Annotated in this window: 17 protein-coding genes, 1 tRNA gene and 1 other RNA gene; 8 read left to right on the top strand and 11 right to left on the bottom strand. The window is 65.2% G+C overall.

Annotation, left to right across the window (positions count from 1 at the left end):
- Nucleotides 1-62: 62 nt before the first annotated feature.
- Nucleotides 63-157, bottom strand: an RNA gene (gene ffs, locus AB0L82_RS18390) — signal recognition particle sRNA small type.
- 102 nt (nucleotides 158-259) lie between these two features.
- On the opposite strand from ffs, the gene AB0L82_RS18385 reads away from it, so the two are divergent.
- Entirely contained in the window at nucleotides 260-1,264 is a 1,005-nt protein-coding gene (locus AB0L82_RS18385; RefSeq protein WP_364637282.1) for a hypothetical protein, read from the top strand.
- A 74-nt stretch (nucleotides 1,265-1,338) separates the two neighbouring features.
- Nucleotides 1,339-1,423: transfer RNA gene (locus AB0L82_RS18380), tRNA-Ser, on the top strand.
- On the opposite strand, the gene AB0L82_RS18375 is transcribed toward AB0L82_RS18380, so the two are convergent.
- Nucleotides 1,397-2,851: a wax ester/triacylglycerol synthase domain-containing protein gene (locus tag AB0L82_RS18375; protein WP_364637280.1), complete on the bottom strand. Its 1,455-nt coding sequence runs from the start codon at nucleotides 2,849-2,851 to the stop codon at nucleotides 1,397-1,399. The two genes, AB0L82_RS18380 and AB0L82_RS18375, sit on opposite strands and share 27 nt — an antisense overlap.
- A gap of 97 nt (nucleotides 2,852-2,948) precedes the next feature.
- Between AB0L82_RS18375 and AB0L82_RS18370 the strand changes: the two genes are divergently transcribed.
- Nucleotides 2,949-4,574, top strand: a complete 1,626-nt coding sequence (locus tag AB0L82_RS18370; RefSeq protein WP_364637278.1) for a cytochrome bc complex cytochrome b subunit — start codon at nucleotides 2,949-2,951, stop codon at nucleotides 4,572-4,574.
- 78 nt (nucleotides 4,575-4,652) lie between these two features.
- Here the strand turns inward: AB0L82_RS18370 and AB0L82_RS18365 are convergent, their stop codons facing one another.
- Nucleotides 4,653-4,862, bottom strand: coding sequence for a DUF397 domain-containing protein (locus AB0L82_RS18365; RefSeq protein ID WP_364637276.1), 210 nt, complete (start codon nucleotides 4,860-4,862; stop codon nucleotides 4,653-4,655).
- 393 nt (nucleotides 4,863-5,255) lie between these two features.
- Here AB0L82_RS18365 and AB0L82_RS18360 point away from each other — a divergent pair, with 393 nt between their 5' ends.
- The 3 genes from AB0L82_RS18360 (at nucleotide 5,256) to AB0L82_RS18350 (ending at nucleotide 7,618) form a co-directional block, all read left to right on the top strand.
- Nucleotides 5,256-5,750 carry a DUF309 domain-containing protein gene (locus AB0L82_RS18360; RefSeq protein WP_364637978.1) on the top strand — a complete coding sequence of 165 codons (495 nt, stop codon included), beginning with the start codon at nucleotides 5,256-5,258 and terminating at the stop codon, nucleotides 5,748-5,750.
- A 133-nt stretch (nucleotides 5,751-5,883) separates the two neighbouring features.
- A complete protein-coding gene (gene gluQRS / locus AB0L82_RS18355) occupies nucleotides 5,884-6,798 on the top strand; it encodes a tRNA glutamyl-Q(34) synthetase GluQRS (RefSeq protein WP_364637274.1) in 915 nt (304 codons plus the stop codon).
- A gap of 52 nt (nucleotides 6,799-6,850) precedes the next feature.
- The gene (locus AB0L82_RS18350) at nucleotides 6,851-7,618 is read left to right on the top strand and encodes an RDD family protein (protein WP_364637272.1); all 768 of its coding nucleotides are present in this window, start codon (nucleotides 6,851-6,853) and stop codon (nucleotides 7,616-7,618) included.
- Between the two features lie 75 nt (nucleotides 7,619-7,693).
- Here the strand turns inward: AB0L82_RS18350 and AB0L82_RS18345 are convergent, their stop codons facing one another.
- A complete protein-coding gene (locus AB0L82_RS18345; RefSeq protein WP_364637270.1) occupies nucleotides 7,694-8,386 on the bottom strand; it encodes a DUF4190 domain-containing protein in 693 nt (230 codons plus the stop codon).
- A 62-nt stretch (nucleotides 8,387-8,448) separates the two neighbouring features.
- Between AB0L82_RS18345 and AB0L82_RS18340 the strand changes: the two genes are divergently transcribed.
- Nucleotides 8,449-9,219 (top strand): queuosine precursor transporter, encoded by a 771-nt coding sequence (locus tag AB0L82_RS18340; protein WP_364637268.1) that lies wholly within the window; start codon nucleotides 8,449-8,451, stop codon nucleotides 9,217-9,219.
- On the opposite strand, the gene AB0L82_RS18335 is transcribed toward AB0L82_RS18340, so the two are convergent.
- The 6 genes from AB0L82_RS18335 to AB0L82_RS18310 all read right to left on the bottom strand — a co-directional run bounded on the left by AB0L82_RS18335 (nucleotide 9,210) and on the right by AB0L82_RS18310 (nucleotide 15,822).
- A complete protein-coding gene (locus tag AB0L82_RS18335; protein ID WP_364637266.1) occupies nucleotides 9,210-9,458 on the bottom strand; it encodes a hypothetical protein in 249 nt (82 codons plus the stop codon). The two genes, AB0L82_RS18340 and AB0L82_RS18335, sit on opposite strands and share 10 nt — an antisense overlap.
- 109 nt (nucleotides 9,459-9,567) lie before the next feature.
- On the bottom strand, nucleotides 9,568-10,815 hold the full coding sequence (gene tgt, locus AB0L82_RS18330; RefSeq protein ID WP_364637264.1) for a tRNA guanosine(34) transglycosylase Tgt: 1,248 nt from the start codon (nucleotides 10,813-10,815) through the stop codon (nucleotides 9,568-9,570).
- Nucleotides 10,816-10,890: 75 nt separating this feature from the next.
- Nucleotides 10,891-12,855 carry an ABC transporter ATP-binding protein gene (locus tag AB0L82_RS18325; protein ID WP_364637262.1) on the bottom strand — a complete coding sequence of 655 codons (1,965 nt, stop codon included), beginning with the start codon at nucleotides 12,853-12,855 and terminating at the stop codon, nucleotides 10,891-10,893.
- Nucleotides 12,852-14,585, bottom strand: coding sequence for an ABC transporter ATP-binding protein (locus tag AB0L82_RS18320; RefSeq protein WP_364637260.1), 1,734 nt, complete (start codon nucleotides 14,583-14,585; stop codon nucleotides 12,852-12,854). The genes AB0L82_RS18325 and AB0L82_RS18320 overlap by 4 nt, the downstream gene beginning before the upstream one ends.
- 86 nt (nucleotides 14,586-14,671) lie before the next feature.
- Nucleotides 14,672-15,187 (bottom strand): Rrf2 family transcriptional regulator, encoded by a 516-nt coding sequence (locus AB0L82_RS18315; RefSeq protein WP_364637258.1) that lies wholly within the window; start codon nucleotides 15,185-15,187, stop codon nucleotides 14,672-14,674.
- A gap of 38 nt (nucleotides 15,188-15,225) precedes the next feature.
- Nucleotides 15,226-15,822 carry a TetR/AcrR family transcriptional regulator gene (locus tag AB0L82_RS18310; RefSeq protein WP_364637256.1) on the bottom strand — a complete coding sequence of 199 codons (597 nt, stop codon included), beginning with the start codon at nucleotides 15,820-15,822 and terminating at the stop codon, nucleotides 15,226-15,228.
- A gap of 227 nt (nucleotides 15,823-16,049) precedes the next feature.
- Here AB0L82_RS18310 and AB0L82_RS18305 point away from each other — a divergent pair, with 227 nt between their 5' ends.
- Complete coding sequence (locus AB0L82_RS18305) at nucleotides 16,050-18,389, top strand: MMPL family transporter (protein ID WP_364637253.1); 2,340 nt, start codon at nucleotides 16,050-16,052, stop codon at nucleotides 18,387-18,389.
- Between the two features lie 72 nt (nucleotides 18,390-18,461).
- On the opposite strand, the gene AB0L82_RS18300 is transcribed toward AB0L82_RS18305, so the two are convergent.
- Complete coding sequence (locus AB0L82_RS18300; RefSeq protein WP_364637251.1) at nucleotides 18,462-18,902, bottom strand: hypothetical protein; 441 nt, start codon at nucleotides 18,900-18,902, stop codon at nucleotides 18,462-18,464.
- Nucleotides 18,903-18,913: the final 11 nt, after the last annotated feature.

Genomic DNA, 18,913 nt, shown 5'->3' with positions numbered 1-18,913 from the left:
TCACGTTACTTGGTGGCACCGGCCGGTGGGGAGCTATATACGTCCCCGCACACCCCGAAAATTAAAGGGGACCCAGCGCACCCGGCAGAGCCCGTTGACCCTTGCTGCCTTCCGGCCCTGGGGGAGTTCACAGGATGCGCGCCGCGCTGGATCCGTCGGCCAGTGTAGCGGCTCGAGAACACCCGCGCCGCCGGGGGTCGTTACGATCCTTTGCGACAGCGCGGGGTGAGCCCCGCTCGGTACCGGAGGGGAACCAGTAGTGACGAGCTCAGGAGCGGGTGGGCCGCAGGATCCGGCCAATCATCAGGAGACCGCGCAATGGTGGGCCACCCCGCCTACCGGGACCGATGCCGGGCAGCCGGTCACCGGCGCGGATCCGACCATGCTCAACTACGGCACCGCCGGAAACCAGTACGCCCCACCGCCGCAACAGTTTCCGCCGAACTATCAGTCCGCGCCCGCGCAGCAGGCGGTGCCGAACTATCAGGCCGCGCCCGGATACCAGGCCGCGCCGCCGGTCGGCGGGTACGGTCAGCCGCAGTACCAGCCGGGGCCGCCGCCCATGAACACCATCTACAACAACCAGCCGCCGTCCGGCGGCGGTGGTAAGACCGGCTGGATCATCGGCGGTGTGCTCGGACTGGTGGTGCTGGTCGGCATCGGTATCGCGGCGGTCGCACTCACCCAGAAGGACAAGCCGCTCACCACGCTCGGCAATGACAAGAAGGCCATGGACGGCAACTACTCCATGGACAAGGTCGGCAACGCGTGCAGCCTGATCGACCCGACCGTGCTGACCAAATGGTCCACCACCTCCAAGGGCAGTCCGACGCATTCGGAGACCAAGCCCACCGATTACAGCGGCGGCCGCCTGAACTGCACCGCCGGCTACTCCGGGCAGTCCAGCACCAGCAAGTACCACACCAATGAGGCGGACATCACCCTCGATGTCACCTTCCTCAGCGCGTACGGCAAACCCGATTACGACTCCTGGAAGTCCTACGACACCGGCACCACCGGCAGCGGCCGCTCCTCCGGCGATGTCACCGGCCTGGGGTCGCAGGCGTACTGGCACGCCGAAACCCGCGACTACTCCTCCTTCACCGTCCTGGACTACACCGTGGCCGCTCAGGACAGCAATGTCTCGGTCAAGGTCAAGATCAGCGTCGACCGCGGCAGCGGCGAAACCATCACCAAGGACGATGTGGCCCAGGTCGCCAAAGACCAGGTCCAGAAGGCCCTGACCGGCCTCCGCAAGAACTGACCACCCCCTGGCGAATGCTCCCCAGAACCTCGCGATTTGCTTTCGACAGGGGTGCAACCGGTATATTGCTCCACGGAGGATTCGCCTAGTGGCCTATGGCGCTCGCCTGGAACGCGGGTTGGGTTAACGCCCTCAGGGGTTCAAATCCCCTATCCTCCGCTCACGAGGCCCCCACCGAACCAGTTTCGGTGGGGGCCTTCGTCCTTCCCGCAGGGTCGCGACGACCTCCGCCAAGGCCGCGCTCAACAGGGTGGCGTAGGCGTCGAGGTCGGGGATGGCGGCCGGGTCGGCGTGCAGGGAAATCGTGACGGTGTCGCCGAGGCCGTGAATACCGTGCGTGAGACGCATCACCGAGCCGATGGCCGGGAAACCCGCTGTGAAACGGACCCCGCCGGTGGCGAAGGTCAGGTCGGCGGGGCCGCGGTGGACGCTGGAGATGACGGTGTGGCCTGAAACCTTTTGGGGTAGAACGTCTATCGGGTAGGCCATGATGTCTCGGTGCAGGATGGGGGCCGGAATGGCCTCGGTGGCGCGGGATCTGGCTTCCTGTAGCGGATGTTCGGCGCGGTGGCGGCGCTGGGCCAGGTCGGCGGCGATGCGGGCGGCGCGGTGCGAGATATCCGGCTCCCGGATGAACAGGTCGACTGTCAGGTCGCGGTAGCTGTTGCGGGGACCGGAGTCGGTGGCAACCGCCATCGGGATTTGAGCCAGGAGGGTATCGGTGGGTTCAGCGCGGGAGTCCAGGTAGCGCTGTAGGGCCAGGGAGATCGCGGTCGCGGCGATCACGGTGACGGTGTGGCCGGGGGCTTTCAGGTCCGCGGCGGGGTGCACGAGCATGCGGGCTACGTGGGCCGCGGGGGCGGAGCCGGTGCCGTTCAGCGGGTTCGGCGGGGCGGTGGGGGCCGGGGGCGGGAGCGCACCGGCGGAGGTCAGTTCGGCTAGGCGCTGTTCGGCGCGATAGGCAGCGAAACCTCGGAATACCGTGCGCACCATGGCTATCGGGAAGTTCGGGACGGCCGAGGCGGTGGCCGACCATTCCGGCGGGATCACCCTGGACAACGAATTCCGCAGGGAGCCATCGGTTTTCGGAGCGTCCTCGATCGATTCGGTGAACAGGGCGCGGGCCAGGGCGGCGGCGCGGCGGCCGTCGGCGAGAGCGTGCGAGAGCTGAAGCACGGCGATCAGGGCCGGTTCTCCGGCGGCGAAACCCGGAGCGGCGGTGACGTTCCGGAACAGATGCAGACGCCAGGGGCGGTGTGCGGCATCCAGCACGGTGCCGAGCAGGCCGCCGAGCGCGGTACCGAATTCGGGCCACTCACCTGCGGGCGGTTCGTGCTCGAGCACCTGGTCGTCGATGAATTCGCAAGCCGCCCAAATGGGATACGCAATGTTTGCAGGAGTGTCCAGCACGCGCACCAGCAAATCCGGAATGCGAGTGACCCGATTCGCGATGGATCGCCGGAGAACGGCGGTCGGCTCCCCCGTCTCCGCGAATGCGTAGAGCAGTAACAAGTCGTTGGGGGTGCGGGTGGAAAGCCAGTACATGGTGGCGTCCCGGGGCGTCAGGGCGGTACCGGCCAGGTTCACTCGATGAGCCTAGCGAAAGGCCGTACGGGGCACGGACTCTGGGTGCTACCGTTTGTAGTAGAAGCCTTACCATTCTCTACGGGGGCGGGTGACCGCAATGGCAACTCGTAATCGTCTGGCCGAACAGGCCGATGCGGCGGATGAGCGGTATCAGGCCGCGTCATTCCTCAAAAGATCCATCAACAAGGTGTTTCCGACGCACTGGTCGTTTCTGCTCGGAGAAATAGCGCTGTACAGCTTCATCATTCTGCTGCTCTCCGGCGTGTATTTGACCTTGTTCTTCGACCCGTCCATGACCGAGGTCACCTATAACGGCGCATTTCAACCACTGCGCGGCGTCACCATGTCGCGCGCCTACGAATCCGCGCTCGATATCTCCTTCGACGTCCGCGGCGGACTGTTCGTCCGGCAGGTGCACCACTGGTCCGCACTGCTGTTCTCCGCGTCCATGATCGTGCACCTGTGCCGCGTCTTCTTCACCGGCGCCTTCCGCAAACCGCGCGAGGCGAACTGGGTGATCGGCGCGATCCTGTTGATACTGGCCATGTTCGAAGGCTTCTTCGGCTACTCGCTCCCGGACGACCTGCTGTCCGGCACCGGGCTGCGCGCCGCCTTCGCCGGCATCACCATGGGCGCGCCCATCATCGGCACCTGGCTGCAATGGCTCATGTTCGGCGGCGACTTTCCGGGCGACATCATCATCCCGCGGCTCTACATCGCGCACGTGCTGCTCATACCCGGAATCATGCTGGCGCTCATCGCCGCTCACATCGCCCTGGTCTGGTATCAGAAGCACACCCAGTACCCCGGCCCCGGCCGCACCGAACGCAATGTGATCGGCACCCGCATCGTGCCGGTGTTCTCCCTCGACCAGGGCGCGTTCTTCGCCTTCACCCTCGGCGTCGTCGCCATCATGGGCGGCATACTGCAGATCAATCCGATCTGGAATCTGGGGCCCTACAACCCATCCCAGGTTTCCGCGGGCACCCAGCCGGACTTCTACATGATGTGGACCGACGGCTTCCTGCGCCTGTTCCCGGCCTGGGAACTGCATATCTTCGGGCATATGGTGCCCGGCGCGTTCTCGGTGGGACTGGTCATGCCGATCATCTTCGGCCTGCTCATCGGCTATCCATGGATCGAGAAACGGCTCACCGGCGATGTGGCCCGGCACAATCTGCTGCAGCGGCCGCGAGATGTACCGGTGCGCACGGCAATCGGGGCCATGTCCCTGATGTTCTATCTCATCCTCACCCTGGCCTGCGTCAATGACATCATCGCGCTGCAATTCCACATCTCGCTGAACGCGACCACCTGGGGATTCCGCATCGCGCTGCTGTTCGGGCCGCCGCTGGCCTACTTCGCGGCCTATCGGCTCTGCCTCGGCCTGCAACGCGGTGATCGCGCGGTACTCGAGCACGGCATCGAAACCGGTGTGGTGCGGCGACTTCCGCACGGCGAGTACATCGAGGTGCATCAGCCGCTCGGACCCGTGGACGCACACGGGCATCCGGTGCCGCTGGAATATCAGGGCGCGAAGGTGCCCCGGAAGATGAACGAACTCGGGGCCGCCGGACGGCCGGGCACCGGGAGTTTCTTCCGCGCCGACCCACCCGCCGAGCGGGACAGCAATGCCGAGGTCGAACGCGAGGCCGAGCACACGCAGCTGGCCGTGCTGCGGCGCGCGCAGGACAACGGCAACGGCAACGGCAGCGGGCACTGACGCACCGAATCAGGCACTGACGCGAAAAGCCCCGAGTCAGTCGACTCGGGGCCCTGCTATCTCGGTTCTGCCGACCGCTCAGGCCCGCTTGAACTCCCCATCGGATACGCCCGCTACGAACGCATCCCACTCACCCGGGGTGAACGCCAAGACGGGGCCATTGCCGTGCTGCTTGCTGTCACGCACGCCGACATTGCCGTCTTCGGAAAAAGCGACCTCTACACAGTTACCGTTGGGGCCGCTATGTTTGCTCTTGCGCCATACGGCGCCTGTGAAATCCACATTCACTGTACTAGCTCCTTTGCTGCGTCAAGCACGAGATCTTGCTGGCATCGATCTTGGTGACGCCGGAATCCGGCATTTACAGCGGATCCTGCGTACGCCGCGAGTTGCACGCAACCTCTCCGTACAACCTGCTCTCTGCACTTCACGATGGGAATGCACCCCCGATGGCCGTTCCCGCGCTAAACACTAGCAGGGTTCGTCATAAGGAGATCGCATTCTTTCGTTTTCAATCAGCAAATTTAGGGCAAGGTTAACCAGCTAATTATTTGCTTGAAAATAGCCGGACTTTCGAGCGCACAAATTATGAAGGCCGCAATTAAGTTGTCGGCGCATTTGCGCACCTTTCCGCTATCGCACACCACCCTGGTCGTCACGGCATCGGGGATCATGGTCCGCATGGGCGAACAGCCGCAGGACGAGACCGGACGAGACCGCGACGATGAGGGGCGTGCCCGGAATGCCCGACCGCGTGACCGATTTGGGCGACCGCTGCCCTTCGGAAGCACCGGCGTACCGCGCATTCCCGATGATCTACAGCTCACCCCCGAGGCGACCCTCGACTTCGCACAACGCCTGCTCGACGAGGGCCTGGCCTTCAACGCGCACGAGGTGCTGGAGGCCGCCTGGAAGAACGGCCCGTTCGCCGAGCGGATGCTGTGGCAGGGCCTCGCCCAATACGCCGTTGGCCTGACCCACATTCAGCGCGGAAATTCGAAGGGCGCGCGCACCCTGCTCGAACGCGCGGCGCATCGGCTCACGGCCTTCGGACCACCTCCGTACGGTATCGACGCCGCCGGACTCATCGCCCGCGCGCACACCCTGCTCGCCGCGCTGGACCGGGAAACGCCGTTGTCGGAGGCCGATCTGAGCCCGCAGCTGCGGATTCACTGAATACGCAAAACCGCTGCCACCGCACACCCGAGGTGTGTGCACCCGCAAACATGCGAAGGACCCGCGATCAGCGAAGGCTGCGAAGGCCGGGGCCGCGACTCACCATCGAGCAACCCGCCTAGCATTGGCCACCGTGCCCGGATTCGGACGATTCGCCCCCAGCCCCTCAGGTGATCTACATCTGGGGAATCTGCGCACCGCCCTGCTCGCCTGGTTGTTCGCCCGCTCCACCGGACGCGGCTTCCTGATCCGCCTCGAGGATCTGGATCGGGTGAAAGCCGGTGCGGCCGAACGTCAACTGGCCGACCTCGCCGCCATCGGACTGGACTGGGATGATCCGGTGGTCCGCCAATCCGAACGCCTGCCGCTGTACGAGGACGCCATCGCGCGCCTGACCGCCGCCGGGCGCACCTACGAATGCTTCTGCACCCGCAAGGAGATACAGCAGGCCGTCACCGCACCGCACGGACCCCTGGGCGCGTATCCCGGCACCTGTCGCGATCTCACCGAAAACGAACGCGCACAACGCCGTGCGACGGGCCGACCAGCGGCCTTGCGCCTGCGCGCGGACATCACCGAGCTGGAGATCACCGACGAACTGCTCGGCAGTTATCGCGGCGCTATCGATGATCTGGTGCTGCGCCGCGGCGACGGCAGCCCGGCCTACAACCTCGCCGTCGTGGTCGACGATGCCGCGCAGGGCATCGACCAGGTGGTGCGCGGTGACGACCTGCTGCCCTCCACACCGCGGCAGGTGTACCTCGCGACGCTGCTGGGGCTGCCGATCCCGCAATACGCCCATGTGCCACTGGTTCTCAATACCGAGGGACAGCGGCTGGCCAAACGCGACGGCGCGGTCACCCTGCACGATCGAATCGCGCTCGGTGAATCTCCGGCGCAGGTCCGGGGCGTGCTCGCGGCCTCGCTGGGCTATCCGAACGCAACCACAACCTCGCAGTTACTCACCGGATTCCGGCCGGACACCCTGCCGAAAGAACCATGGCGACTCGACCCTGACGGGTTGTTGCAACCCTGGTCAGGTCCGTAACGTACGCAACCGACCCAGATCCCGAACGAATTCGACGAGGACGGCGAGAACAATGACGAGCGGTGGGTACGACCCCAACCAGTATCCGCAGGGCGGCCAGCCGTACGGGCAGCAGCCGTACCCGCAGGGCCAGCCTTACGGTCAACAACCCCAACAGCCCTATGGGCAGTCCGATCCCTACGGTCAGCAGCCGCAGCAGCCTTACGGGCAGCAGCCGCCGTCGGATCCGTACGGTCAGCAGCAGCCTCCGGCCTACGGCCAGCAGCCCGGTTACGGCCAGCAGCCGGCCGACGGCTACGGCCAGCAGCCTCCGGCCTACGGCCAGCAGCCGGGTTACGGCGGTCAGCAGCCGTACCAGCCGTACGGCGGCCAGCCGGGTTACAACGCACCGGGTTTCGGTGGCGGCGCACAGCCCGGTGATCTGTGGCTGCGCCTCGCGGCGCGCATCATCGACAGCCTGATCGTCGGCATCCCGGCCGGCATCATCTACGCGGTACTGCCGGGCAAGCTCGGCTGGGCCTGGGAGGTGCTGGTCCCGGTTCTGCTGTTCGGTTACTTCGTGCTGATGGAGACCTCGCAGGGCGCGACCCTCGGCAAGAAGATCCTCGGCCTCAAGGTGCTCGCCCCCGGCGGCGGCAATGTGGATCCGGCCACCTCGGCCAAGCGCAACCTGTTCGTGCTCGTGCAGCTGATCCCGTGCCTGGGCTGGCTGGTCAGCATCGGTGCGCAGATCTACATCGCGGTCACCATCGAGCAGGATCCGAACAAGCAGGGCTGGCACGACAAGTTCGCCGGCGGCACCCAGGTCGTCAAGGGCTGACAACAGCCGACAATGGCTCGGTGAAGCGGGGCGCATCCATCGAATGGATGCGCCCCGCAATCGTTTTCGGCCGAACTAGGAACCGGCTCCGATGAACGCCGCGCCGATGATCAGCCACAGCACGATGCCGAGCGCCAATCCGGCCGCGCCGACCCAGATACCGCCCTGCGCGAGACCGCGGCCGTCCTGCCCGGAACTCTTCACCTGATTCAGCGCGATCACGCCGAGGATCAGGCCGACCAGCGAACCGATCGGCAGGAAGCAGAAGAACAGCGTGGACAGGCCCAGCACCGAGACGATCAGCGAGGCGATGGCCATGCCGTTGGTGCCCAGACCGGCGGGCTGAAAGCCGTACGGCTGATACCCCTGCGGCTGGCCGTAGGGCGCGGCGGGCGGATAGGCACCCGGCGTGGGCTGCGCGAAACCGCCCGACCCGGGCTGCTGAAACCCGCCCGAATTGGGCTGTGCGAAACCGCCGGAGTTGGGCTGTGCGTAACCCCCGGAGTTGGGCTGTGCGAAACCGCCCGAGTTCGGTTGCGCGTACCCGCCCGAATTGGGCTGTGCATAGCCCCCGGACGGATTCGCCTGCGGCGGTGGATAATTCGGATACTGCAAGGGCTGCGGGCTGGCGTCCGCGGGCTTGTGCAGATTCGGTGCGGACGAGTATCCGGCCGGAGGCGGTGGCGGTTGCTGCGCCCCCGCGTCGGCGGGCGCGCTCTCACCCCCGTACTGCTTCCACCACTCGTCGGAATCCCCGGATTGCGTCATTGCTTCAGCCTATGCCACCCCACCAGCCCATAACCATCGATCGCAGCGGGGATACTGCTCGGGTGAGCGATACGAAAACGGTCGATTCGGACCGATCTGGACACCCCGCGCCCGAGCACGCAGCATTCGCCTCGGCCGCGGGGGGCTACTACACGCAGGTGGTCGTGGTCTTCACCGCGGTCCTGCTGATCTCCAATATCTGCGCCACCAAGGGCGTGCAATTCTTCGCCGACAAGCATGCCTCACTCGGCCCGATCCAACTGCTGCCGATCAATACCGACGGCGCGTTCTTCCTCTTCCCGATCGCCTATGTGATCGGTGACATCCTCAGCGAGGTCTACGGCTTCAAGGCCACCCGCCGCGCCGTCTACTACGGCTTCGGGATGCTGCTGCTCATGGTCGGCACCTTCTGGATCGCCATCGGCCTGCCCGCGGCGGACTTCTACGAGAACCAGGACTCGTTCCGCAATGTCCTGGGCACCACACCGCAATTGGTGCTCGCCGGACTCGCCGGATACTTCGTCGGCCAGTTCCTGAACTCGGTCACGCTGGTGATGATCAAGGAGCGCACCAAGGAGAAGCATCTCTGGGCGCGCCTGCTCGGCTCCACCGTGGCCGGTGAATTCGGCGACACCCTGGTGTTCTGCTCCATCGCCGCCACCGCCATCGGCATCCACACCTGGCCCGACTTCATCAACTACGTGCTGGTCGGGTTTATCTGGAAGACCCTGGTGGAGGCCATGATCCTGCCCATCAGCTACCGCTGCATCGCCTTCCTGAAGAAGCGCGAGACCAGCTACCGCCCGCGCGAGCGCTCGGCGCTCTACGAGTAGGCGGCCACGGCGCGATCGCCGCGTGCGTCGCGGCGATCGCGCAAACGCGCGTATTCCCTTGCCATATCGATGATCTCGGCATCGGACAACCCGCAGATCCGCGCGAATTCGAGGTGCCCGTCGGTGATCTCACCGTGCGTGCGCACCAGCGCCGCCTTGAATCCCAGCACCGCGCTCACCCGCAATACCGCGCGCGCCGCGGTCGATCCGTTCGCCTCGATCATTGTCGGTCCCGGCATCCCTGCCTCCTCATCTCGGCGTCGAGATGATCGTCGCGCGTACGGGGTACGCGGAACAATGGCTATCTGTGCATGGATCGATTAGCCAGGCTCACTGATCCGGCGCGGGTTACAGCTCGGGAGCCTTGATCCGGCCCCGCCACTGACCCATGAACTCGGTCTTGTAGTCGGCGAAGTAGCCGCCGTCGATGCTCTCGCGAATGCGGTCCACCAGGCGAATGGTGAAGCGCTCATTGTGGATCGTGCACAGCGTGGAGGCCAGGATCTCCTTGGCCTTGAACAGATGATGCAGGTAGGCGCGGGTGTAGTTGGCGCAGGTGTAGCAGTCGCAGGTCTCGTCGATGGGGGTGAAATCGCGGCGGAACCGGGCGGTGTCGATATTGAACCGGCCCTTGTCCACATAGATGGCGGCATTGCGGGCCACCCGCGACGGATTCACGCAGTCGAAGGTGTCCGCGCCGTTCTCGACCGCGACGAACACATCCTCCGGCTCGCTGATGCCGAGCATATGGCGCGGCTTGTGCTCGGGCAGCTCATCACAGCACCAGCCGACGATGGTGCCCAGATTGTGCTTCTCCAGCGCGCCACCGATGCCGTAACCGTCGAATTCCGTTCCAGCGGCGCCGCGCAACGCCTCCAGATCGCGAGAAGCCTTGCGGCGCAGGTCTTCATACTGCGCGCCCTGGATGACGCCGAACAGCGCCTGATACGGGCGATGGGTGCGCGCGTCGGTGAGGCGTTCGTGTTCGTCCAGGCAACGCTGCGCCCAGCGGCGGGTGCGCTCCAGCGATTCCTCCTGGTAGCCACGGGTATTCATGAGCGTGGTGAGCTCATCGAAGGCGAACATGATGTCCGCGCCGAGCTGATGCTGAATGCCCATGGACACCTCGGGCGTGAAGCGATGCCGGGAACCGTCCAGGTGTGAGCGGAAGGTGACGCCGTCATCGTCGACGTGCGCGAGGCGCTCCTTGCCCTTGGCGATCACATCGTCGTTCTGCACGCCGACCGATTCCATCGCCAGCACCTTCTTGAACCCGACGCCCAGCGACATGACCTGGAAGCCGCCGCTGTCGGTGAAGGTGGGGCCGGGCCAGTTCATGAACTTCGACAGCCCGCCCGCCTCGTCCACGATGTCCGAGCCCGGCTGTAGATACAGGTGGTAGGCGTTGGCCAGCAGCGCCTGCGAACCGATTTCCTTCATGGTCTCGGGCAGCACCGCTTTCACGGTCGCCTTCGTCCCGACCGGGATGAACGCGGGCGTGGCGATATCCCCGTGCGGGGTGCTGATCAGCCCGGATCGGCCATGCTGACCTTCCAGACGGGTACCGACCTTGAACGAGAATTCGGATGCTGACACCCGAGCATTCTCCCAGCCCCGGCAGGACGACTCACCAGCGCCTCACCGCTCGGGTGAGGCGCGCCACGACACACCTCAGCTGCTGGATTTCGAGAGTTCGATCGCCTCGGGTTCCTCGTCCTCGTCGATCGGGGCGGCGAATTGCGCCTGGTAGAGGCGGAAGTACGCGCCGCGTTCGGCGAGCAGGCGGTCGTGTGTGCCGGTCTCGACGATCCGGCCCTTCTCCATGACGACGATCAGATCGGCGTCGCGGATTGTCGAAAGCCGGTGTGCGATAACGAAACTGGTGCGATCTCGGCGCAGCGCCGCCATGGCGTGCTGCACCAGCAATTCGGTGCGGGTGTCGACCGAACTGGTGGCCTCGTCCAGGATGAGAATCGACGGCTTGGCCAGGAACGCGCGCGCGATGGTGATGAGCTGCTTCTCACCGGCGCTGACGCCGGAGCCCTCCTCATCGATCATGGTCTCGTAGCCGTGCGGCAGCGCGTGCACGAAACGATCCACATACGCCGCCCGCGCCGCCGCAAGGATCTCGTCCTCGGAGGCGTTCGGATTGCCGTACGCGATGTTCTCCTTGATGGTCCCGCCGAACAGCCAGGTGTCCTGCAGCACCATGCCGATGCGAGAACGCAGATGGTCCCGCGTGATTCGGGTGATATCCACATCGTCGATGGTGATGGCGCCCGAATCCACCTCGTAGAACCGCATGAGCAGATTCACCAGCGTGGTCTTGCCCGCACCGGTCGGCCCGACGATCGCCACCACGTGCCCGGGCTCGGCGACCAGCGAGAGTTCCTCGATGATCGGGGTCTCCGGCTCGTACCGGAAGGACACGTTCTCGAACGCGACGCGCCCGCGATCCACCGGCCGCGAATCCTCGATCTCGGGATCGGGCACCTGCTCGGCGGTGTCCAGGATCTCGAAAATGCGCTCCGCGGAAGCGACTCCGGATTGCAGCATGTTGATCATCGAGCCGATCTGGGTGAGCGGCTGGGTGAATCCCCGCGAGTACTGGATGAACGCCTGCACCTCACCGAGGGACAGCTGACCCGAGGCCACCCGCAGACCGCCGACCACCGCGATCAGCACATAGTTCAGGTTCCCGAGGAACATGATCGCGGGCATGATCAGCCCGGAGATGAACTGCGACTGGAACGAGGCGTTGTACAGCTTGTCGTTGGTGTCGTCGAAACGCTCGCCGACCTCGCGCACGCGGCCGAACGCGCTCACCACCTCGTGCCCGGTGAAAGCCTCTTCGACCTGGGCGTTGGCCTGGCCGGTCAGCTTCCACTGATCCACGAAATGCGGTTTCGACCGCTTGGCGATCTGCGCGGTCACGATGACCGCCAGCGGCACGGTGAGCAGCGCGATCAGCGCCAGCAGCCAGGAGATCCAGAACATCATGCCCAGGATGCCGATCACCGACAGCACCGAGATGAGCAACTGGCTCATGGTCTGATTCAGCGTCTGCGCCACATTGTCGACGTCATTGGTGACGCGGGAGAGCACATCGCCGCGCGGCATGGAGTCGAAGTAGCTCAGTGGCAGGCGGTGGATCTTCTCCTCGATCTCCCCGCGCAGGCGCTTGACGGTCCGGTTGATCACCACATTGAGCAGATACGCCTGCAACCAGCCGAATACCGAGGAGCCGACGTACAGCGCCAGCACCAGTGCCAGCACATGGCCGACGGCCGTGAAGTCCACGCCGACACCGGGAATCACGTCCATGCTGGCGAGCATGTCCGCGAAGGTCTTGTCACCGCCCTGGCGCAGCGCCTCGACGGCCTGATCCTTGCTGGTGCCCGGCGGCAGGCTCTGCCCGAGCTGTTTGCCGACCACACCGTCGAAGATGAGGTTGGTGGCCTTGCCGAGAATCTGCGGGCCCAGCGTATTGAGCACCACCGAACCGATGGCGAGCACCAAAACCACTGTGAGATAGAAACGTTCGGGCGCGAGGCGGCGCATCAGCCGCTTCAGCGAGGGACCGAAGGATTTGGCCTTGGTATCCGGCGCGCCGGGATTCGGTGCTCCGGGCCTCATCGGACCTCCTCCGCGCTGAACTGGGACTCCACGATCTCCCTGTATTCCTTGCAGTCGCGCAGCAATTGGTCGTGCGTGCCGATGCCCGCCATGGCGCCGTCCTCCAGCACCACGATCTGATCGGCCTCCCGGATGGTCGAAATGCGTTGCGCCACAATGATCACCGACGCATCGGCGGTCTCGGGGCGGAGCGCGTCGCGCACCCGCACATCGGTGGCGACGTCGAGCGCGGAGAAGCAATCGTCGAAGAGGTAGACGCGCGGCCTGCGCACCAGCGCGCGGGCGATGGCCAAGCGCTGGCGCTGACCACCCGAGACGGTCGTACCACCCTGTGCGACAGGGGTTTCCAGCCCCTGCGGCATATCCCGCATGAAGTCCGCGGCCTGCGCGATCTCCAGCGCGTGCCACAGTTCGGCATCGGTGGCGTCCGGTTTGCCGTAGCGCAGGTTCGAGCCGATGGTGCCGGAGAACAGGTACGCCTTCTGCGGCACCAGGCCGATCTGATTGCGCAACCGCTCCAATTCGATGTGGCGCACATCGGTGCCGCCCACGTAGAGCGCGCCGTCGGTGACATCGATGAGCCGCGGGATCAGATTCACCAGCGTGGTCTTACCAGCACCGGTCGCACCCACGATGGCCGTGGTGGTGCCGGGTTCGGCACGGAACCGAATCGCCCGCAGCACAGGCTTTTCCGCGCCCGGGAACTTGAATTCGGCGAACTGGAAATCCACGATCGCCGGATCGTCCTTGAAGTCCTGCGGCAGCCGCGGTTCGGTCACCGAGGATTCGGTGTCCAGCACCCCGGCGATGCGCTCGGCCGAGACCGCCGCGCGCGGGGCCATCATGGCCAGGAACGAGGCCATCATGACCGCGGTCAGGATCTGCATGATGTAGGACAGCATCGCGGTGAGCGAGCCGATCTGCATGGTGCCGTTGTCGACACTGTGCCCGCCGAACCAGATCACGCCGACGGCGGTCACATTCGAGATCAGCATGACCAGCGGGAACATCAGCGCCATATAGCGGCCGACATACAGCGACTGTTCGGTGAGCTCGGTATTGGCGACCCCGAAACGCCACGCCTCCTGCCGTTCGCGCACGAAGGCGCGCACCACGCGGATACCCGTGATCTGTTCGCGCAGAACGCGATTCACCGCGTCGATGCGTTCCTGCATGCGCCGGAAGCCGGGCACCATGCGGGCGATGATCAGGGCCATGGCCAGGCCGAGCGCGGGCACCGCGATGAGCAGCAGCCAGGACAGGCCCAGACTCTGCCGCAGCGCCATGATGATGCCGCCCACGCACATGATCGGGGCCATCACCAGGATGGTCGCGCTCATCAGCACGAGCAGCTGTACCTGCTGCACGTCATTGGTATTGCGGGTGATCAGCGAGGGCGCCCCGAAAACGCCGACCTCGCGGGCGGAGAAGGTGCCGACCCGGTGCAGCAGGCCCGCGCGCATATCGCGGCCCGCGCCCATGGCGGCCTGTGCGCCCAGATAGACCGAGATGCCCTGGGCGATGATCTGTACGCCGGTGACGGCGAGCATCATCAGACCGGTGCTCCAGATATAGCCGATATCGCCTTTGGTGACGCCTTTGTCGATGATGTCGGCGTTCAGGCTCGGCAGATAGAGCATGGCGATGACCGATATCAATTGCAGTACGACGACCCCCGCCAACTGCTTGCGGTAGGGCGCCAAGAAGGTGCGGAGTAGTCGAATCAACATGATGCTTGGCAGGCTACCGCCATAGTGGGAGCCTCGGCGCGACGTTTTCCCAGCTTGCCGGTGAATCCCCGGATGACCTGCGGGATTCAGATGTCCGGGCGGTCCAGATCCTGCCATTGCGTGGCGGTCGCACCCTCCGAGGATCGAGTGCGGCGGGTCCAGGCGTCCGGATCGTGCAGCAGCTCGTCCAGGAATGATGGCAGCAGATCGTGCGCGATATCGGCGATGGTCACGCGCTCCAGCACCGAGCGGATATTCACCCGCAAACCGATCCACACCCGCTGCAGCGGTTCGGCCGCTCCGGCGTAGCTGACATCCTCCGGACGCTGTCCGCGCACCGACGCGAGGGGCCCTTCGACGGCGCGAATGACATCGGCGATGGTTATTTCGCCGGCCGGGCGGCCGAGCCGATAACCGCCGTCCGGACCGCGGCGACTGGTCACCAATTTGCCGCGCCGCAGATCCGCGACAACCGATTCCAGCACCTTCGGCGGAATATCCTGCGCGGCCGAGATGGCATCGGCTTTCACCGAATCCGATTGCGCCTTCGCTATTTCCACGAGGGTGCGCACCGCGTAATCGACCTTCGCGGTGATGTGCACTGCGCTCTCCTGATCTCGTCCGGCGGGTGAACGAAACCTTATCGCGCCACCAACCGTGGATTCAGCACGCCCAGTGCGGCTTCCAGTAATACGCCACCGATCAGTTCCTCCGAGGCCCCGGGGACGCTGTCCTTCGACATCAGCCCCGCGCCGAGCACCTGCATGGCGGCGTACGCGCGCAGCACGGTCTCGTCATCGGCGCCGGGTCCGGCGAGCCAGGCGCACATGCGGCGACTGAGTTCGATCATGTCCGGATAACGGTCACCGAGTGCGTTCAGGATTGCGACGGTATCGCGCATACACAGGGTGCCCGCGGTGCGATGGCCGAGCGTCGAGCGCAGATGCGCCTCGAGTACTTCGCGCACGGTCTCCGGTGAATGCGGAATTGCGTCGAGGCCCTCTACCAGAGCGCGTAGGTCATCGACCATCGGCTCGACAATCGCTATGAGCAGATCCACTTTCGAGGCATAGTGATAGTAGAGCGATGCTTTTGTGATTCCCACCGCATCGGCTACCTCGCGTAAGCTGCTCTGTTCGAAGCCTTTGCTGGTAAATAGCTCAATCGCGGCGTCCCGAATCGCGTCTTTCGTGCTTCTACCTGCGACAACTGTTCCCGCCACGCTACGACCCGCCATGCGCATCATCCTCTCACCGGCTTTCGCGACGCGAGGAACGTCGGAAAAGTCGAGGTTGTTCCTCCGCTTACTCAACGGTTAGTCTACCTACCGCACGGTAGGCAGAAATTACGTGGAGGCGAGGAGCGGACAGCGCGCTCCCGCGGCAGGGCTGTCTACGCGCTCACGACGCACGGTGCAGTGCGAATGAAACCATCGCCCCGAGACCATCGCCAGGAGAACCCCTCGTGTCCGTATACCTCTATAGGTGGGGAAAGTTCGCCTTCCGCCAGAAATGGCTCGTCATCGGAGTCTGGCTCGCCGCCCTGATCGTCATCGGCGGCGTCGGCGGCTCCCTCGCCAAACCCTTCCAGGACAGCTTCAGCATGCCCGGCCTCCCCTCGGAGCGGGCCACCGAAATCCTCGACAAGCACTTCCCGGGCGCCTCGGCGGACTTCGATCCCGATGCGGTCACCGGCACCTATGTGATCGGCGCGCCCGCGGGTGAGAAGCTCACCGATCCGAAGAACGCGGCACAGCTGCAGGCGTTCGTCGACAAGCTGAACGGGCTCGACATCGTCGACAAGGCCGTTCCGGCGATGAACCCGATCGATGTCACCAAGAAGATCGGCGAATCCGCCAAGATCGACTGCCTCACCGGCGATCGTCAGTCGGCGGACTTCACCGGCATCTGCTCGGCCGCACCGCTGAACGTGCTCGGCAAGGACGGCACCGCCGACTCGGTCGCGACCGTCAAGGCCAAGTACGACATCGCCAAGTTCTCGGACATCACCAAGGATGACCAGAAGAAGGCGTACGACGTCGGTGACGAGGCGCGCGCCAACGGCCTCACCATCGAACTGACCGGTTCCATCGCACAGGAACAGGGCGGCTCACAGGGCACCTCCGAGATGATCGGCATCGCGGTCGCGCTGGTGGTCATGATGATCGGCTTCGGCGCGGTCGTCGCGGCCTTCGTGCCGATCCTCACCGCGCTCGTCGGCGTGGGCACCGCCATCTCCATCATCATGTTCGGCACGCACTGGCTCACGGTGCCGACCTTCACCCCGATCCTGGCGTCCATGATCGGCCTGGCGCTGTCCATCGACTACGCCATGTTCATCGTGTCCAGGTACAAACATGAACTGGCCGTATCGAATTCGCCGGAGGAAGCCGCAGGCACCGCGGTCGGCACCGCCGGATCCGCGGTCATCTTCGCCGGTCTGACGGTCATCATCGCGCTGGCGGGATTGGCGTTCGTCGGTGTCAGCTTCCTGACCTACATGGGTATCTTCGGCGCGGTCGCGGCCTTCATGGCGGTGCTCGTGGCGGTCACCCTGATGCCCGCGCTGATGGGCGCGTTCGGCCGCTTCCTGTTCAAGCCGAAGCTGCCGCTGGTCGCCCGGCACGATCCCGAGGACGAGAACTCCGTCACCAACGGACAGCGCTTCGCCCGATTCATCGGCAAGGCGCCGGCTCTGACGCTGGCGGTCTCGGTGGTGCTGCTCGGCCTGCTGGCCGCGCCCGCGCTCAATATGCAGCTCGGCCTGCCCGGCGGCGACTCCATGCCGAAGGATTCGACGCTGCGCAAGGCGTACGACCTGCAGACCGCCGGATTCGGCGAGGGCGCGAACGGCACCCTCATGATCGCCGTGGATATGAGCAAGACCCCCGCCGATCAGCGCACCGAGGCCCTGGACGAGCTGCGCGCTCAGCTCGGCCCCAAGGGTCCGTACCAGGGTGTGGAATATCTGACGCACGCCCAGACGAGCAAGGACGGCGAAGCCGCCCTGTTCACCGTCGTCCCCAAGGCAGGGCCGAATGACAAGGTCACCAAGGATCTGGTCAAGGACGCCCGCAATGCCGAGTCGAAGTTCAACGACAAGTACGGCATGGAGTACGGAATCACCGGCACCACAGCGATTTACGCGGATGTGTCGGCGGGTCTGCTCAGCAAGATCGTGCCCTACCTGGCCATCGTGGCGGGCGCGGCGTTCCTGCTGCTGATCCTGGTGTTCCGCTCGATCCTGGTGCCGCTCACCGCCGCGCTCGGCTTCCTGCTGTCCATGGCGGCCACCTTCGGCGCGACGGTGCTCATCTTCCAGGAGGGCAAGTTCAACCTGGTCGAGGCGCATCCGCTGGTGTCATTCCTGCCAATCATGTTGATCGGCTTGGTATTCGGACTCGCGATGGACTACCAGGTGTTCCTGGTGACCCGCATGCGCGAGGAATACGTGCACGGCAAGTCCGCCAAGGAAGCCATGATCAGCGGCTACCACCACGGCGCGCGCGTGGTGACCTCCGCGGCCATCATCATGATCTCGGTGTTCAGCGCCTTCATGCTGGAACCGAACGTGGTGGCCAAGTCCATGGGCTTCGCCATGGCGGCGGGCGTGCTGCTGGACGCCTTCGTGGTCCGCATGGTGCTCATCCCGTCACTGCTGGTGCTGATGGGCAAGTGGGCGTGGTGGATTCCGAAGTGGCTGGATCGGGTCCTGCCCGATATCGATGTCGAGGGCGCCAAGCTGGCGGCGCTCAAGGAGTCGTCGGCTCCGGTGTCGATGGATAAGGAGCCGGCCGGGGTGTGATCCCCCGATAGATCGAAAGTCTCTGCCCCGCATCTGAATTCAGGTGCGGGGCAGAGTCGTTTCCGTGGTTGCTCACGCGCGGGCCAGTTCCTCGCCCATGCGGGCGGTGATGGTGATCAGCACGCGGGCGGCGGTCTCCAGGTCTGCGGGCGAGACCGAACCGTAGGCGGGGCCGATGATCTTGCCGGAGGCCGCCCGCACCCGGGCCACCAATTCGCTACCGGCATCGTTGATCCGGATCTCATCGCCGGGCAGCGTGGCCAGCAGATCCTTGCCGACCAGCGCCGCGACGGCGGCTTCGACGTCCGCGGGGTCCCACTGGGTCATACCGGCGACCCGGGCGACATGGGCGGTGCGGGCGACCGGAACACCCTGGGCCAGAGCCTGATTCAGGGTGATCCACTGCCGCTCGTCCAGGGTGGTGCCCGCCAGCGCGCGGGTCAGTACGGCGGTGTGGTGCTTCTCGGCCTGGCCGATGATCGCGGGGTTCAGGACGGGGGCGGTGGTGGTCATTTCGAGCTCCT

The organism is Nocardia sp. NPDC052001, assembly GCF_040680615.1.
In the GTDB taxonomy this organism is placed as follows: domain Bacteria; phylum Actinomycetota; class Actinomycetes; order Mycobacteriales; family Mycobacteriaceae; genus Nocardia.
The sequence above is the reverse complement of the archived record's forward strand: the minus strand, read 5'-3'. Positions and strand labels throughout refer to the sequence as shown.